This window comes from Polynucleobacter sp. HIN6 (genome assembly GCF_030297575.1).
Classification (GTDB): Bacteria; Pseudomonadota; Gammaproteobacteria; order Burkholderiales; family Burkholderiaceae; genus Polynucleobacter.
The window spans coordinates 1040908-1057246 of record NZ_AP028137.1; the positions used below are offsets into that span (position 1 = coordinate 1040908).

Annotated in this window: 17 protein-coding genes and 1 pseudogene; 1 reads left to right on the forward strand and 17 read right to left on the reverse strand. The window is 51.0% G+C overall.

What is annotated here, in order from left to right:
- Positions 1-18 precede the first annotated feature (18 nt).
- The 10 genes from hflK to ndk all read right to left on the reverse strand — a co-directional run bounded on the left by hflK (position 19) and on the right by ndk (position 10340).
- On the reverse strand, positions 19-1425 hold the full coding sequence (gene hflK / locus QUE66_RS05355; RefSeq protein ID WP_458574869.1) for an FtsH protease activity modulator HflK: 1407 nt from the start codon (positions 1423-1425) through the stop codon (positions 19-21).
- Positions 1382-2638 (reverse strand): GTPase HflX, encoded by a 1257-nt coding sequence (gene hflX, locus QUE66_RS05360; protein ID WP_286223056.1) that lies wholly within the window; start codon positions 2636-2638, stop codon positions 1382-1384. The genes hflK and hflX overlap by 44 nt, the downstream gene beginning before the upstream one ends.
- On the reverse strand, positions 2616-2864 hold the full coding sequence (hfq, locus tag QUE66_RS05365; RefSeq protein WP_108508513.1) for an RNA chaperone Hfq: 249 nt from the start codon (positions 2862-2864) through the stop codon (positions 2616-2618). The genes hflX and hfq overlap by 23 nt, the downstream gene beginning before the upstream one ends.
- 114 nt (positions 2865-2978) lie before the next feature.
- A complete protein-coding gene (gene der / locus QUE66_RS05370) occupies positions 2979-4337 on the reverse strand; it encodes a ribosome biogenesis GTPase Der (RefSeq protein WP_286223057.1) in 1359 nt (452 codons plus the stop codon).
- Positions 4338-4349: 12 nt separating this feature from the next.
- Positions 4350-5480 (reverse strand): outer membrane protein assembly factor BamB, encoded by a 1131-nt coding sequence (gene bamB, locus QUE66_RS05375; RefSeq protein WP_286223058.1) that lies wholly within the window; start codon positions 5478-5480, stop codon positions 4350-4352.
- Positions 5480-6133, reverse strand: a complete 654-nt coding sequence (locus tag QUE66_RS05380) for a YfgM family protein (protein ID WP_286223059.1) — start codon at positions 6131-6133, stop codon at positions 5480-5482. The genes bamB and QUE66_RS05380 overlap by 1 nt, the downstream gene beginning before the upstream one ends.
- 50 nt (positions 6134-6183) lie before the next feature.
- Positions 6184-7470 (reverse strand): histidine--tRNA ligase, encoded by a 1287-nt coding sequence (hisS, locus tag QUE66_RS05385; protein WP_286223060.1) that lies wholly within the window; start codon positions 7468-7470, stop codon positions 6184-6186.
- On the reverse strand, positions 7457-8731 hold the full coding sequence (ispG, locus tag QUE66_RS05390) for a flavodoxin-dependent (E)-4-hydroxy-3-methylbut-2-enyl-diphosphate synthase (protein ID WP_286223061.1): 1275 nt from the start codon (positions 8729-8731) through the stop codon (positions 7457-7459). The genes hisS and ispG overlap by 14 nt, the downstream gene beginning before the upstream one ends.
- A gap of 21 nt (positions 8732-8752) precedes the next feature.
- Positions 8753-9907, reverse strand: a complete 1155-nt coding sequence (gene rlmN, locus QUE66_RS05395) for a 23S rRNA (adenine(2503)-C(2))-methyltransferase RlmN (RefSeq protein ID WP_286223062.1) — start codon at positions 9905-9907, stop codon at positions 8753-8755.
- Between the two features lie 7 nt (positions 9908-9914).
- Entirely contained in the window at positions 9915-10340 is a 426-nt protein-coding gene (ndk, locus tag QUE66_RS05400) for a nucleoside-diphosphate kinase (protein WP_108508520.1), read from the reverse strand.
- A 269-nt stretch (positions 10341-10609) separates the two neighbouring features.
- Between ndk and QUE66_RS05405 the strand changes: the two genes are divergently transcribed.
- Positions 10610-11311 carry a Bax inhibitor-1/YccA family protein gene (locus tag QUE66_RS05405; RefSeq protein ID WP_286223063.1) on the forward strand — a complete coding sequence of 234 codons (702 nt, stop codon included), beginning with the start codon at positions 10610-10612 and terminating at the stop codon, positions 11309-11311.
- Positions 11312-11403: 92 nt separating this feature from the next.
- Here QUE66_RS05405 and QUE66_RS05410 read toward each other — a convergent pair whose 3' ends face one another.
- The 7 genes and pseudogenes from QUE66_RS05410 to QUE66_RS05440 form a co-directional block, all read right to left on the reverse strand.
- Positions 11404-11733, reverse strand: coding sequence for a BrnA antitoxin family protein (locus QUE66_RS05410; RefSeq protein WP_286223064.1), 330 nt, complete (start codon positions 11731-11733; stop codon positions 11404-11406).
- Positions 11714-11986, reverse strand: coding sequence for a BrnT family toxin (locus tag QUE66_RS05415; protein ID WP_286223065.1), 273 nt, complete (start codon positions 11984-11986; stop codon positions 11714-11716). Before QUE66_RS05415 ends, QUE66_RS05410 begins: the two co-directional genes overlap by 20 nt.
- A gap of 54 nt (positions 11987-12040) precedes the next feature.
- Positions 12041-12601: a peroxiredoxin gene (locus QUE66_RS05420; protein ID WP_286223066.1), complete on the reverse strand. Its 561-nt coding sequence runs from the start codon at positions 12599-12601 to the stop codon at positions 12041-12043.
- A gap of 40 nt (positions 12602-12641) precedes the next feature.
- On the reverse strand, positions 12642-14000 hold the full coding sequence (gene rlmD, locus QUE66_RS05425) for a 23S rRNA (uracil(1939)-C(5))-methyltransferase RlmD (protein WP_286223067.1): 1359 nt from the start codon (positions 13998-14000) through the stop codon (positions 12642-12644).
- 35 nt (positions 14001-14035) lie between these two features.
- Entirely contained in the window at positions 14036-14848 is an 813-nt protein-coding gene (locus QUE66_RS05430) for a 3'-5' exonuclease (protein WP_286224740.1), read from the reverse strand.
- A gap of 26 nt (positions 14849-14874) precedes the next feature.
- Positions 14875-15705: a peptidoglycan DD-metalloendopeptidase family protein gene (locus tag QUE66_RS05435; RefSeq protein ID WP_286223068.1), complete on the reverse strand. Its 831-nt coding sequence runs from the start codon at positions 15703-15705 to the stop codon at positions 14875-14877.
- Positions 15702-16325 (reverse strand): annotated as a pseudogene (locus QUE66_RS05440) (protein-L-isoaspartate(D-aspartate) O-methyltransferase); the annotation flags it as partial. The pseudogene QUE66_RS05440 and the gene QUE66_RS05435, both read right to left, overlap by 4 nt.
- Positions 16326-16339: the final 14 nt, after the last annotated feature.

The following is a 16339-nucleotide window of genomic DNA, read 5'->3' on the forward strand; positions in this document are numbered from 1 at the left end:
TAACTTTTTCCTCGATTCTTAACGTTCACGACTACGCAAGCCTTCACGACGCTCAGGAGCGCGCTCTGCGGGCGAAGGGGTTGCATTGGGGGCAGGAGCGGAGATGGCATTCGGTGATACGACGCCAGGCAGCGTGGCGCCCTGCACTTGGGCAGCTTGCTGTGCCTCGGTGGTTACCTGATTAATGATTTTGTCGAGCGGTAGATACAACAAGCTATTGCTCTTGGTGGTATCCACCAAGACCTTCGAGACGTTGTTATAGATTTCCTTCATGGTGTCGATGTACATCCGATCGCGGGTCACCTGTGGAGCCTTCGCGTACTCACTGTAAATTTGTTTAAAGCGCAAGGCATCACCTTCAGCCATCGCCGAGACTCTGGCTCGGTAACCCTCAGCCTCTTGAATCAGACGAGCTGCAGTACCTTTGGCGCGCGGCAGGATGTCATTCGCATACGCCTCACCCTCGCTCTTGAGGCGCTCTCGGTCTTGGCTGGCTTTCACTGCATCATCAAACGCAGCCTGAACTTGCTCAGGCGGTTGTACGTTTTGCACGGTTACGCTGGTCACAAAGATGCCGGTCTTGTAACTATCCAAAATAGTTTGGATAGCCAGCGCCAGATCAATCGCAATCTTCTCACGACCTTCATACAGAACCGTATCCATCTTGCTGCGTCCCACAATCTCACGCACCGCGGTCTCAGCGGCTTGAACTACGGCCATGTCTGGATCGCGATTATTAAAGAGGTACTCCATCGGATCTTTTAAGCGGTACTGAACTGCAAAACGCACATCAATGATGTTTTCGTCTTCGGTCAACATCGAGGAGTCTTTTTGATTAGTGCCCTTAATCATGACCGAGCGACCGATCTCAACCGAACGAACGGCTGATAAGTTCACGGTCTCGGTTGATTGAATTGGCCAGGGCATCCGCCAGTTAATACCGGGGCGCGCGGTGTAATCATACTTACCAAAGGTGAGAACGACGCCCGCCTGACCTTCCTGAATCATGAAGAAGCCACTAAAGAGCCATACTAGGGTCACAATCACCAAGGCGCCCAAACTAGCCGTCTTAGGATTAAAGCCTTCAACATTAAATTGCGGTGGCTTACGACCACCACCACTTGGGGGCTGACCACCGCCCGATGGGCGCTTCTTACCGCCAAAGAGATTGTTCAACTTATCATTAAAGTCACGCCAGAGGTCATCTAAATCAGGTGGCCCACTATTAGGACGGCGATTACCTTGAGGCTGCCCGATTGGATCATTGGGCTGAGCCTGATCACCACCTTCTTTGGGGTCTTTATCCCCTTTGGGTGCTTGGTAATTATTTCCCCAGCCAGGATCATTGACGGAGAAAAACCCTCTAAAGTAGTCACCTACTTTATGGAGTGTTTGGCGAATAGTTTCGGGTCGAATGGAAATCAAAATCAGCGGTTTCTGGTCTATCGGTTAATGGTTGAAGCAGATCGCCATGCGCCTTGCGATGTTGGACGTCAGCGTGCTCAACCTTTAGTTTATCAGTCCTGCGCGCAAACTCGCATAGACACTCACGCAGGAGGTCTAAACCCATACCGGCTTGAGCGGATATAAAGACCCTATAGGGCACTCCATGGATATCACGCTCAATCAGGGGACCCTTCGTAAAGGTCTGTGGCATCAAATCAATTTTGTTCATGACCTCTAAGCGGGGAATACCATCCGCCCCAATTTCCTTGAGAACTGCCTCGACTTGGGCCTGCTGTTCCTTCGCAACGGGGCTGCAGGCGTCGATCACATGCAAGATCAAATCCGCATGCACTGTTTCGTCGAGCGTGGCCCGAAAGGCTTCCACCAATTGATGGGGTAACTCACGAATAAATCCCACAGTATCAGAAAGGACAATTTGTCGCCCCTCTTCCAAATGAACCCGTCGAGAGGTGGTATCCAAGGTTGCAAAGAGTTGGTCAGCAGCATACGTGCCGGCTTTGGTGAGCGCATTAAATAAAGTGGACTTACCGGCATTGGTATACCCCACCAGTGACACCGAGAACACCTCATTGCGAGCGCGTGCCCGACGTTGAGTGCGCTGCTGACGTTGCAACTTTGCAAGCTCGGCTTCTAAGCGCTTTGCTTTGGTGGCGAGCATGCGGCGATCCAACTCCATCTGGGTCTCACCCGGGCCACCACGCAGACCAATACCACCCTTTTGACGTTCCAAGTGACTCCAAGCGCGCACTAGCCTTGACATGCGATAGCGCACATTGGCCAACTCCACCTGAGTCTTACCCAAATGACTCTTCGCACGCTGTGCAAAGATGTCCAGAATCAACCCCGTGCGATCGATCACATGTTTACCGAGATGCCGCTCAAGATTACGTTGTTGGGTTGGGGAAATCGCGTGATTGACGATCGCGAGTTCAGCATCGTGCTCCTTCATGGCCCGCAGCAATTCATTGGCCTTACCGGAACGGATGAATAAGGATGGATCCACACTGCCGCGGCGACCAATCACCGAGGCACTTGGAATGGAGCCCGCACTCTCTGCCAAGAGTGCAAGCTCAGCCATGCTTTCTGGGAAATCGTCTTTGCCGGTATCAATCCCAACCAATACCGCGCGGACCTCCTCGACTCCGGTGTTATGCAGCTGGAGCGTCCTCATCGTCTGCCCTAAAGCTCACAGCTCGGGCGGGTACCACGGTCGATATCGCATGCTTGTAGACCATTTGCGTGACAGTATTGCGCAACAGAATCACGTATTGATCAAATGACTCAACGTTACCTTGCAACTTAATTCCGTTTACCAAGTAGATGGATACCGGAATATGCTCTTTACGCAAGGCATTGAGAAAAGGGTCCTGCAGCAACTGGACTTGTTTGGTATTCATACTGCTCCTTAATCGTTATTTAAGTTAGGGAGTCTTGCTTTTGTATACAACACTGATGTTTTCTATAAGGATATTAACCCTAATTAATGGATTTCTGTATTTGTGTGACAAATCCTACTTACGGCGTGGTTTTTCATCCTTGACATAAGGGTTTGCCGCAGTCCGAAACTCAATCCGCAAGGGGGTGCCGCGCAGCTCAAAGATTTCCCGAAAGCGCCCTTCGAGATAGCGTTTGTAGCTATCGGTAATCCCATGCAGTGCACTCCCATGAATAATCACGATTGGGGGGTTCATACCACCCTGATGGGCATAGCGAAGTTTGGGTCGACCCTTGGCCACCCGCTTGGGCTGCTGGTGTGCTACTGCATCGATCATGGCGCGGGTCAGTTTTGGCGTGGAGAGTTTCGCCATCGCAGCTTGGTAGGCCTTATCCACATCCTTAAACAGCTCTTTGATCCCAAATCCTTTTTTAGCTGAGATGGGATGCACATTGGCAAAGTCTAGAAAGCGAAGCTTTTGGGCAATCTCAACCCGTGCACGTTCTTTCACATAGGCATCAATGCCATCCCATTTATTCACAGCTACTACTAATGCGCGCCCTGCTTCCACAATATAGCCAGCAATGTGTGCGTCTTGCTCCGAGATATCCTGTTGGGCATCGAGCATCAAGATCACCACATTGGCATCGTTAATTGCTTGCAGAGTTTTGACCACCGAGAACTTTTCGATCGCTTCAAACACCTTGCCACGCCGGCGCAGCCCCGCGGTGTCAATTAAGACATAGGATTTGCCATTACGCTCAAACTCGACTTCAATGGCATCGCGCGTGGTACCGGGAAGATCAAAAGCAATCACCCGATCTTCGCCAAGCAAAGTATTAATGAAGGTGGACTTACCGACATTGGGTCGACCGACCACCGCAATCTTCATGGGTCGCGTGCCATCGGCAACGGCAGCATCATCGGGCTCAGGTTCGGGGATCTGAAGCTGATCAAGAGCCTCTTCAATTAAAGCCCGCACTCCATCGCCGTGCGCAGAGGAAATGGGCTCGGGTTGACCGAGACCCAGTTCATGAAAATCTGCGGTGACCACGCTAGCTGACATACCCTCGGTCTTATTCACTGCCAAGATCACCGGGCGTCCGGTCTTGCGCAAGAAATCCGCAATCACGCGATCCTGCGGTGCAAGTCCGAGTCGGCCATCGACTAAAAAGATCACCAGATCTGATTCAGCGACCGCTTGCTTGGTTTGCTTGGCCATCTGGGCCATGATGCCGGTCTTGGCAACGGGCTCAAAGCCGCCCGTATCAATACAAATAAATTCACGATCCCCCATTCGACCGTTACCATAGTGGCGATCGCGCGTGAGTCCAGGAAAATCCGCCACCAAGGCATCACGGGATTTGGTTAAGCGATTGAATAAGGTGGATTTGCCGACATTGGGTCGGCCCACGATGGCAATAACGGGTTTCATGAGTAATGGGTCTTAACGCGGGCGATACGCCGCAATCTTGCCACCTTGAGAAGCAATGATGATCACGCCCCCGGCTGCAATCGGTGCTGCTGTGACCGGTGAGCTGTCGTGACGAATACGCGAGACCATCTGACCACTATTTTGATTCAGAAGATGCACATAGCCTTGTTTATCACCCATCATCACCACGCGTCCAATCGCCAGTGGCTCACCAACATCACGCCAGGTTAACTGGGTGTTCTCCCAAACTTGCACACCATCGCTTGCACGGTAGGCATACACATGGGATTTTTCATTGGCAGCAAACACAAACTCGGTACTTTGGGTGGTACCGGTATAGCTTGAGAAGTCCTTCGACCACACTAAATTACCGCTACGCAGTTCTGCGCAACCGATCTTGCCCTGATACGAGACTACGCAAAGACGCCCTTCTTCTAAGCTGGGTCGACTGGTAACATCATTTAAGCGCTCAATCTCAGAGAAACCCTTGGGGAAGGAGACGGCCGATTCCCAGATGAGACCACCGTTGGAGAGCGCAAGCGCTCCAAAGCGACCGCCCCCAAATCCAGTCACCACCGCATCATTACCCACCAGGAGCATGCCGTAGCCGACACGCAACGACAAAGGAGTCTGTTGTCGCTGATAGATCCAACGCCGCTTACCCGTCGTTGCATCCAGACCAATAAAGCGATGGTCCAGGGTACGGATCACTACCACCCCCGCCCCCACAATCGGATCGGAGAGCACCTCGCTACCAATTGGGGTCTTCCAAATATTTTTGCCCGACTCATCGTAACCGTAGGCATTGCCTTCCGCGCTCACCACAACCGTGGTCTTACCATCCGATCCCGGACCAATCGAGAGTTTCTCAGGAACACTAACTTCCCACACCGCGCGTCCATTCTGAATATTTAATTTACTAAGGGTGCCACGCGCAGATGCCGCAAATACATGATCACCAGCAACTACGGGGCGGAAGTTCGCGGGTATCGAACTGCCTACATTGGTTGACCAAACCTCAGCAAGCTCGACTTGATTACTAACATTGACGAGCTCAGCGGGTTTGCGAACTTTAGACGAGCCAGAACAAGCAATCAATGCAAGTGAAAGTGATGCAATGAGTCCCCAGCGCAAAACTTGCACTACATACCCCCTACGGCATCAATCTTCACTTTCAACAAACCACGTGCGTCCTCTGGAAAGGCTTTATCACTTTGCATCGCCTTCATCGCCTTCTGGTACTCGGTGCGGGCCTCCGGAATCTTCTTTTGCACCAAATACCAATCGCCACGGCGCTCAATCCATAAAGGCTCAAATCCTTTGACGGCTTTTTCTTTGAGGAGTTGATCGGCCTCTTTCAGGCTGGCTTCCGTTCCTTGATCAATCAGAAGTCCTAAGAGACGCAATTGGGCCAGCGCCCGAAACGAATCATCACTCGCTTTATTGGCGGTCCACTTCAAATACGCTTGTGCTTTCGCAGCGTCATTGCTATCCATCGCAATCTTGGCAGCCACGAGGTTGCCCATGGCAGCATAGGTGGTACCGCCGTATTTCTTTTGCAGATCATCGGCGGCGAGATAGGTTTTATCTTTCTCGTTCTTCGTGACTGCATTAATCAGGGTCTCGTACAACTTACCCGCATCGGCTGCTTGGTTGCGCTGATACCAGCCCCAAAGATTGAAAGCGGCATAGGCGAGCAATGCCACGGTAATAACACCGATGATGTAATTGCCATAGCGGGCCCAAAACGATTTAAGGTTCGCTAGGTTCTCTTGTTCTTCGAGGTCAAGTGCCATTCCAATACTGCTTTCTTCGATTGATTAAACGCTTATTTTATGCTGTGTGACTAAGAATCTACTAAAGCATCCACCACAGCCACCAGTAAACCAGAGAGTGGCACGGCATGTTGCGCACCCGTGCCACGCAGATTTTTTAACTGCGCCTCATCACGGGCAAGCTCATCAGGGCCAATAATCAGAGCCAATTGAGCACCGCTGGCATCCGCTTTCTTCATTTGAGATTTAAAGCTTGCACTCTGCCCATCGGGTGGGCAATGCAAAATCACATCGACTCCAGCGCTTCGCAGCGCCTCTGCCGCAATCATTGCCTGTACTAGAGTATCGCCGCCTTGATGCAAGACATACACATCGCATACGGGTTCACTAGCGGGAGTACTTTCCGAGATCGCCATCAGATCGAGTACGCGCTCCATGCCCATCGCCCAACCGCAGGCAGGCGCATTCTTGCCACCCATGCGTTCCATCAAGGGGTCGTAGCGACCACCGCCGGCGATCGTACCCTGGGCACCCAATGCCTCAGTGGTCCACTCAAACACGGTCAGGTTGTAATAGTCTAAGCCGCGCACCAGACGTGGATTGATCTTAAATGGAATGTTGTTGGCTTTCAAAAGCATTTGCACTGCTTCAAAGTGAGCTAAGGACTCCGAACCCAAAAACTCCAAGAGTTTGGGGGCGCCCTCAATGAGAGCCTGCATTGCTGGATTCTTCGAATCCAAGATCCGCAGTGGATTGGTTTGCAAACGTCGCTGTGAGTCCTCGTCCAATTGTGCGTGGTGTTGCGTAAAGTAATCAACGAGCGCTTGGCGATGCGCAGCGCGCTCTGGTGCCTCACCTAGAGAATTGAGCTCCAAACGCACGCCTTGCAAACCCAGTTCATCCCACAGGCGTTGGCCCATCAAGATGATCTCGGCATCAATGTCTGGTCCTGCAAATCCCAGTGCCTCAATCCCAAATTGATGAAACTGGCGATAGCGTCCACGCTGTGGGCGCTCATGCCGAAACATCGGCCCCGTGTACCAAAGCCGTTTGGGGCCGTCATAAATTAGATTGTGTTCAATCGTGGCACGCACAACCGCTGCCGTTCCCTCGGGGCGCAATGTGAGTTGTTCACCATTGAGTCGATCTTCAAAGGAGTACATCTCCTTTTCGACAATGTCGGTCACCTCACCAATACCGCGTTGGAAGAGTGCAGTGGACTCCACAATCGGTGTCCGAATCTGTTCATAGCCGTAGGCTCGAGTCAGATCCGCTAAGGTGCGCTCGAGATAAGACCAAGCTGCTGCATCCTTAGGCAGCAGATCGTTCATGCCGCGGATGGCATTAATTTTTTGCATGGTAATTGGCTTTAACGTACTCGTCGACGATTAGTTGAAATTCTTCGGCGATCCCCTCACCGCGTAAAGTTTTAACCTTCACACCATCGACAAAGACTGGGGCTGCAGGGCTCTCACCAGTACCTGGTAGAGAAATACCGATATTGGCGTGCTTACTCTCGCCTGGACCATTGACGATACAGCCCATCACTGCCACGTTCATGTTTTCAACACCGGGATGGGTTTTCTTCCACACTGGCATTTGTTGACGCAGATACGATTGAATCTTGGCAGCCAGTTCTTGGAAGGTGGTGCTCGTAGTGCGACCGCATCCAGGGCAAGCAATTACCATCGGCGTGAAATTGCGCAATCCCATGGTTTGCAAGATCTCTTGCCCGACAATCACCTCATTCTCACGCGGCGCACCAGGATCAGGTGTTAAGGAGATACGAATGGTGTCACCAATTCCTTCTTGTAAGAGCACTGCAAGTGCAGCAGTTGATGCCACGATACCTTTGCTACCCATGCCCGCTTCGGTGAGCCCGAGATGCAAGGAGTAATCGCAACGTCTAGCGAGATCGCGATAGACCGCAATTAAATCTTGTACACCACTCACTTTGCACGAGAGCGTAATCTGATCAGGGTTCATGCCGAGCTCAACCGCTTTACTGGCCGATTGAAGTGCCGACTGAATCAAGGCTTCAATCATCACCTCTTGAGAGGTCTTGGGAGTGGCCAGCTTAGCGTTCTCATCCATGATCTGTGCAAGTAACTCTTGATCAAGACTGCCCCAGTTCACCCCAATCCGAATTGGCTTGTCGTAGTGGCAAGCCGCTTCGATCATCTGTGCGAATTGCGGGTCCCGCTTAGCACCCTTACCCACATTACCGGGATTAATACGGTACTTCGATAAGGTCTTGGCGCAATCGGGATAGTCTTTGAGTAAGGTGTGGCCGTTGTAATGAAAGTCGCCAATCAAAGGCACCTTCACATCCATCTTATCGAGTTGCTCGCGAATATAGGGCACTTGTGCCGCGGCTTCTGGGGTGTTCACGGTAATGCGCACCAGTTCCGATCCGGCACGCGCCAACTCCTTGACCTGAATCGCAGTTGCAATCGCATCCTCGGTGTCGGTATTGGTCATCGATTGCACCCGCACCGGGGCATCTCCACCAACTGTGACGCGGTTATCGCCCCACGCCACCACCGACTGGCGCGATAGACGGCGCGGTAATGGTCCGAGGGGTAATGGTGGCAAACAGCCTGGCTCGATCTTATTCATCATGGCATCCAATTGCGTTCATTATCGTCCCTGAAACTGAATCACCTGCTCATTGAGTGCTTGCATACGCTCAGCACGGCGGGTTCGATCAATCACATCGCCTGCCAACTGGCCGCAGGCAGCCGCAATATCGTCACCGCGGGTCTTACGTACCGTGGTCACCAGATCAGCGTCTTGCAAAATTTGGGCAAACTGTTTGATGCGCTCTGCGGGTGAACGCTTGAGGCCCGAGGCTGGAAATGGATTAAAGGGAATGAGATTTAATTTGCAACGCAAGCCCTTTAAGAGTTTGATTAACTCTTTGGCATGCTGGTCTTGATCGTTTACACCATCGAGCATGCAGTACTCAAAGGTAATGAAGTCGCGCGGTGCAAATGGTAAGTAGCGATCGCACGCGGCAATCAGTTCTTTTAAGGGGTATTTTTGATTCAGTGGCACAAGCTCATCGCGCAGAGCGTCGTTCGGTGCGTGCAAGGATACAGCGAGAGCCACTGGGCAATCCTGGGCCAAGCGATCCATCATGGGCACCACACCCGAGGTTGAGACAGTCACGCGACGGCGCGAGAGTCCATAGGCGTGATCGTCGAGCATCAAACGCAATGCCACGAGCACCGCATCGTAGTTGAGCAAAGGCTCGCCCATGCCCATCATCACCACATTCGTAATCACACGACCCTGTGCTTGCTCCGCACAATCCTCATCCAGCCTGCGAATCGCAAGCGGATCCTCGCGCAAATGATGCTCGGCAAACCAAAGTTGCCCAATAATCTCGGCCGGGGTCAGATTACGAGCAAAGCCTTGGTGACCAGTGGAACAAAATCGGCAATTGACTGCACAACCCGCTTGGGAGGAGATACACAATGTGCCGCGATCATCCTCTGGGATGTACACCATCTCAACGGCATTACCTGCCCCAACATCCAATAACCACTTGCGGGTACCGTCACCGGCCTTCATATCCTGGATGACTGGCAGGCTAATGACTTCTGCTTCTTCTGCGAGTTGATGACGAAAGGATTTAGCCAGATCGGTCATCAACGCCACGTCACTGACGCCACGCTGATGAACCCACTGCAAGAGTTGCTTCGCCCGAAAGGGCTTCTCATTTAGTCCCGCAACGTACTCTGCCATCTTGGCAGCATCAAAATTGAGTAAGTTCGTGCGGCTTGAATTCAATGGTGAATTAACGTGCGTAGATGTTCATGCCGGGAAAGAAAAAGGCGACTTCCACTGCAGCGGTCTCTGGTGCATCCGAACCATGCACGGCATTAGCATCAATGCTATCTGCAAAGTCAGCGCGGATTGTGCCCTTGTCGGCTTTCTTGGGATCGGTCGCACCCATCAGCTCACGATTTTTGGCAATCGCGTTCTCACCCTCAAGTACCTGAATCATGACCGGACCCGAGATCATGAAGCTCACGAGGTCTTTGAAGAAAGGACGCTCTTTATGCACGGCATAGAACTGCTCAGCTTCATTTTTTGAGAGGTGCGCCATTTTGGCGGCGACGATCTTCAAACCAGCCTGCTCAAAACGAGCATAGATTTGGCCAATCACGTTCTTCGCGACTGCGTCAGGTTTGATGATGGATAAGGTGCGCTGAATTGCCATGCAAAAACTCCAGTGAGGTTGTATGAAACGGTTTTTCGGTTTTATTGAATCATTTGTCAGCAATACTCGGTATTGCGATGCGAAATTATACGTTGTTTTTAGGGTTTTATCCCCTATTCTTAGTCCTAAGCCATTGAATTTCTTAGGTATATCACCTAAAGACCCTGATGCCAGCGACCTTCCTGTCACAAAGGTCTTGATTTTTATATGTTTTGTCTATACTTAGTGACTATCAAGTCCATGTTGGACTTACTTTAAGGAGCTACTCAATGAGTGATCTGAATTCGTATGGTTTTGGTCGTGGTGCTGCAGTTGCAACTGCCCAATCCCGTAACCGTGTCCTAAGAAACACCTACGCCCTCTTGGCACTCTCCATGGTGCCTACCGTGATTGGTGCGTGGCTGGGTGTGGCCATGGGCTTTACCTTCTTTGAAGGTAGTCCATTTATGGGCGCTATTTTGTTCTTGGCCGTTGCCTTTGGTTTCTTCTGGGCAATCGAGAAGAACAAAGATACCGGTATGGGCGTCGTGCTCTTGCTGGCGTTTACCTTCTTTATGGGCGTGATGCTCTCTCGCTTGATCGGCATGACCCTAGGTAGCTACAGCAATGGCGCTGCTCTTATCATGGGTGCCTTTGGTGGCACAGCTGCAATCTTCACCGTGATGGCGTCGATTGCCACGGTCTCCAAGAAAGACTTCTCGGGCATGGGCAAGTTCCTGTTCGTAGGTGTCATTCTGTTGATCTTGGCTTCCTTGGCCAACATCTGGTTGCAGATCCCTGCCCTGATGCTCACCTTGATGGTTGTAGCAATTGCCATCTTCTCCGCGTTCATCTTAGTGGATGTGCAGCGCGTGGTTAATGGTGGTGAGACCAACTACATCATTGCAACTTTAGGCATCTACCTAAGCATTTACAACATTTTCTCCAACCTCTTGGCTCTTCTGGGCATCTTTGGTGGAGACCGCGACTAATAGCAACATCGTCACGCGGTAATTTAGGGCGCTTCGGCGCCCTTTTTATTTGGATTTAGGGCATTCGAAATTTGCTCACATTTGTCAGAGAATCATGCGTACATTAATTTTCCTTGATTTAGCCGTCTTTCGATTGTTTTGATAGATTTTGATTCACGCTTTAATTCACCGAGAACAAGATTAATAAATGTTTGCCAACCCTCACCCTTAGATCGATAAAAATTTAAGGTCTCTTTATCGATCCTAAGAGTAATTTGCTCCTTACTGCCACTGCCAGGAGGTCTTCCACGACCCCGAACAAGGGTTGGCTTAATACGCTTCCACTCTTTTTCAGTTAACGGACGATTATCTGGATCTAACCTTGCAGCCTTAGTAATGGCAAGATCCTCTTTGACAGTTGGCTTAATTAATTTCTTCTTCATAATGCATAAACTCCCGTCTATTTGCTTTGCGCAGACTAATAATTCTTCGTTGAGTTCCCATATTCATATAAACAATGCAATACAACCTATTTTTCATTGGCACGAGGCCAATACAGCGCACCTCGCCATAATCTTTTCTATCATCAGTCCAAAATAAGCCATCATCCCAATCAAGCTTGCTCGCATCCTGCAAGCTAACTCCATGTTTTTGTAAATTTGTCTTATCTTTTTGCTGATCATAAATAAATTTCATCCGATTTATTGTAACTACAATAAATCATGATTGCAATTATTATAACTACAAATATTAAGGTTTATTAATGCGCAAATAAGCCAATACCCAACCAGGATCACTGTCACTTGGGAAGATTGGGTAATGTACTGCCTCAATATGCCCATCATTGGTAATCAGGGTCACGCGTTTGAGTAAGGTCATCCCTGCCGCTACAAAGGTTGGCAAGTTGAGGGCCTGCTGGAACTGATACTGCTCATCACTGAGCACCTGAAATGGCAAATGCAAACGGGTAGCCATCTCGCGTTGGTAATCCGTACTCTGCACACTGAGGCCATACACATTGGCATTTAAGGCTTGGAGTTCTTGATAGTGATCACGATAAGCACAGCTTTGGGGTGTGCAGCCACGCGCGCCTGGGATTTGATCCCACCCTTCGGGCAATGACACATTAGGCTGCCCGGTCATGGGGTAGCAATAAATGACTGTGCGCCCGGGTAGTTGTGAGAGGTTCACCATCGATCCATCGGTTGCTAATAAAGCAACATTCGGCAAAGCCATGCCGACCAAATGATTGCACGCCCCATCGTCTTTGGGAACGGGTAAATCAGTCGGTAGTTGGTTGAGGTTGGTCATGGGGAATCTAATCGATGAACCCCATCAGAATACCTAACTTTTATCCCAGTCGATCAAACACCGCAATCGATTCAATGTGCGAGGTGTGAGGGAACATATTGATGATCCCTGCTTTACTCAGGGTGTAATTTAGTTCGTGCGTCAGAATCGCTGCATCACGTGCCAGTGTTTTGGGATTGCATGACACATAGACAATGCGTTTCGGTAGCGCTGTTGTTGGTAGATCCTGCATCGCCTTGCAAATCTCCATAGCACCCTCTCGCGGTGGGTCAATCAGCCATTTATCGGCCCTGCCCCAGACATTGAGATCAGTGGCCGTGATCTCAAAGAGATTGCTCTGACTAAATTGGGTTTTGTGATCGAGTTGGTTATGCCGAGCATTTTGCAAGGCACGCTGAGTTAGGGTCTTACTACCCTCAATGCCAAGCACTTCCATGGCTAGGGTTGCAATGGGCAGTGTGAAGTTCCCAATGCCACAGAAGAGATCGATCACACGATCACTTACTTGAATATCTAATAGAGAAATGGCCTTACTGATGAGGACTTGATTGACTGCGTGATTGACTTGGGTGAAGTCCGTCGGCAGAAACGGCAATGTCACCCCAAACTCTGGCAAGGTGTAACTCAGCGACTGCTCGCTGGGGTAAAACGGTTTGGCGCTCTCAGGCCCTTGGGGCTGTAACCAAATACCAACTTGATGATGTTTGGCAAATGACTCCAGATTCTTGAGATCGGCGGGGGTCAGCGGCAACAAGTGACGAATCACTAAGGCAATTTGAGTGACGCCCGGTTGGTTTATATCTTCTCCAACAGCAAACTCGATTTGCGGTACGCGATCCCGGATACTCAGTGAGCCCACCAGTTCCCGCATCGGCACTAAGAGATCGGAGATGCGTTTGGGGATAACTTCGCAGGTGAGCATATCCGCCACATAACTACTGTTGTGCTCATGAAAACCCACCAAGATTGTGCCCTTCTTGATCGAGCGATCGATCACACTTAAACGTCCTCGATGGCGATAGTGCCAAGCGGGTCCTGCGATGGGTCGTAGGATCTCTTGAGGCTTAATCCGTCCGATGTGCCACAAATCATCCTCTAAGACCCGTTGCTTGATTGCAATCTGCGCAGCAAAATCCAGATGCTGCATGCTACATCCTCCGCAGGTCCCAAAATAGGTGCAGCGAGGTGTGGTGCGATAGACCGCCGGTTTAATCAGCTCATGAAGTTTGGCTTTGGCAAAGCGCGCTTTCTCCCGCGTGATGGTGTAGGTCACGCGCTCGGTCGGCAATGCTCCCCGAATAAAGAGTACTTTACCGCCCTCTTCATTCGATTGCCGCGCAACGCCTTGTGCATCGAGATCCAAAGAGTCAATCGTGACGATGGGAGATGCTTTTGGCATCCGTGCTTCCGTACTCATTCTGACCTTGATGGGTGCTAGTAACTAAAGCCGGCTAAGTACTCGGCCCAAGGGGCTTTGCCTTGCTTGGCATCCTGCTCGAGTTGCTGCTTCACGTAGACGATTTCTTCGTCGTACTCATCGGCAGTAAAGCCCCCACGCATCTGTTGAAAGCGGCAGTAGACCAAATAGGTGTTCACCACATCGGTCTCGCAATACTGTCGGATTTGTTCAATCTCTCCGCGTTGATAGGCAGGCCATACTTGCGAGCCATCCATCCCCAGTTTTCCAGGAAAGCCACACAGCTTCGCTAGCGCATCGAGCGGTGCGTTGGCACGGGCATTGTGTTTGGCTAGAACATCCATGAGATCAATGTGACGCATGTGATAGCGGTTAATGTAGTTGTTCCACTTAAAGTCTTTACTATCGCTATCCATGCTCTCACCCATCTCCCAATAGCGCGGTGCGGCCACTTGGTTTAACAGCGCCCGGTAGTGCAAGACCGGTAGATCAAAGCCGCTTCCATTCCACGACACCAACTGGGGGGTGTATTTTTCAATGAGTTCATAAAAAGCTTGTACGAGAGTTTTCTCATCATCGGCTGCGGTTCCGAGACTACCAACCTTAAATTGCGGTAAGCCCTCTTTGGTGGTTCTGCGGATCACGCACGAGATCGCAATGATCTTTTGCAGGTAAAGGGGTAAAAATTCATGGCCAGTTTGGGCAGCACGCTCATCCATCGCGGCCTTTGCGACCTCAGCATCGCTCATCGAGTCTGGATAGGCATTGAGTACCCGAAGACCCGCAACATCCGGAACGGTCTCAATATCAAATACCAGTACGCTGGGGATCGATTTAGCCAAACGGGTGATTACAGTTATTGCAAATATTGCATTGGGTTAACGGGCTTACCGTTCATACGCACCTCAAAGTGCAACTTCACCATATTGGCATCGGAGTCGCCCATCTCAGCAATCCGTTGACCTTTGCGCACGTTCTCACCCTCTTTCACTAAAAGAGTGCGGTTATGGGCATAGGCCGTGAGATAGGTGTTGTCATGCTTGACGATGACCAGGTTGCCATACCCTCGCAGACTGTTACCGGCATAGACGACTTTGCCATCGGCTGCCGCTTGAATGGGCTCACCCATCTTGCCGGCAATATCAATACCCTTGTTCTTGGCCTCATTGAACTCCTCGACCACTTTGCCCTTTGCAGGCCATGAGAGCTTAATGGGTGGATCAATTGCATTCGCTTTGGGCTCAGCAACTACTACCTCTTTCTCTTCCGCTTTCTTAGCAGCCACTTTGCTATCAGCAGGCGCTTTACTATCAGCGGGTTTGATCGGCTCAATCGGCTTGCTTGTTACCCGAGCCGTGCTTGGCGGTGGCTTCACCCGCAAGACCTGATCAACCTCAATCAAATTAGGGTCGGTGATGTTGTTCCAAGCGGCAATATCGCGATAAGACTGCCCGTTATCGAGCGCAATCCGAATCAAGGTATCGCCGCGTTTGACCCGATAGAACCCCGGAGGAACTGGCTCTTGAGCAGGTGCGCTGACTGGTGCACTGCGATCCGTAATGGTGGCTGGCTTGGTTCTGGGTGGTGTTGAGCATGCTGCAAGCCCAAAAGCGATAACCGCTACGAGAGCGGTCTGGCCGAAGCGAATCGCGTATCGGGATTGTGGGCTGGCATGCAATGGGCTCATATCACCCCTGATTGTAAGGGCACAAAAAAGACCTCATCAAGTGCGGTCCTTTGATAGCGGTGGGAACTCACCCGCTCAATGAGTAAGAGCTGTTGCTCGGTCTCGCTTTTAGAGACCGGCGCAATTAAGCGCCCCCCAATCGCCAGTTGATCCAATAAAGGGTCGGGCACCCCCAACCCCGCCGCTGCCAGGATGATTCCGTCAAAAGGTGCTGCTTGCGCTAGCCCGCGGATTCCGTCGCCATAGATGAGGCGCAAATTGGCGATACGAAAGGGTCGTAATTTGGTGCGAGCCAGATCATGCAAAGCACGAACTCGCTCAATCGAGTAGACCTCTTGCGCTAACAAACTCAGCACCGCTGCTTGGTAGCCACATCCCGTACCAATCTCTAGCACCTTCCCCAAGGGTTGTTTGTTCTTGTGCAAGAGCTCAATCATGCGTGCCACCACCGAGGGCTTCGAGATGGTTTGCTGATGACCAATCGGTAATGCCGAGTCTTCATAGGCTTGCGCGTGCAATCCAGCATCCACAAATGAGTGGCGCGGTACGGTGGCTATGGCTTGTAAGACCTGCGGGTTCTTCACCCCGGCCTCATGCACCTTACGTGCGAGGTCTTGGCGATGCCCGGCAAAGC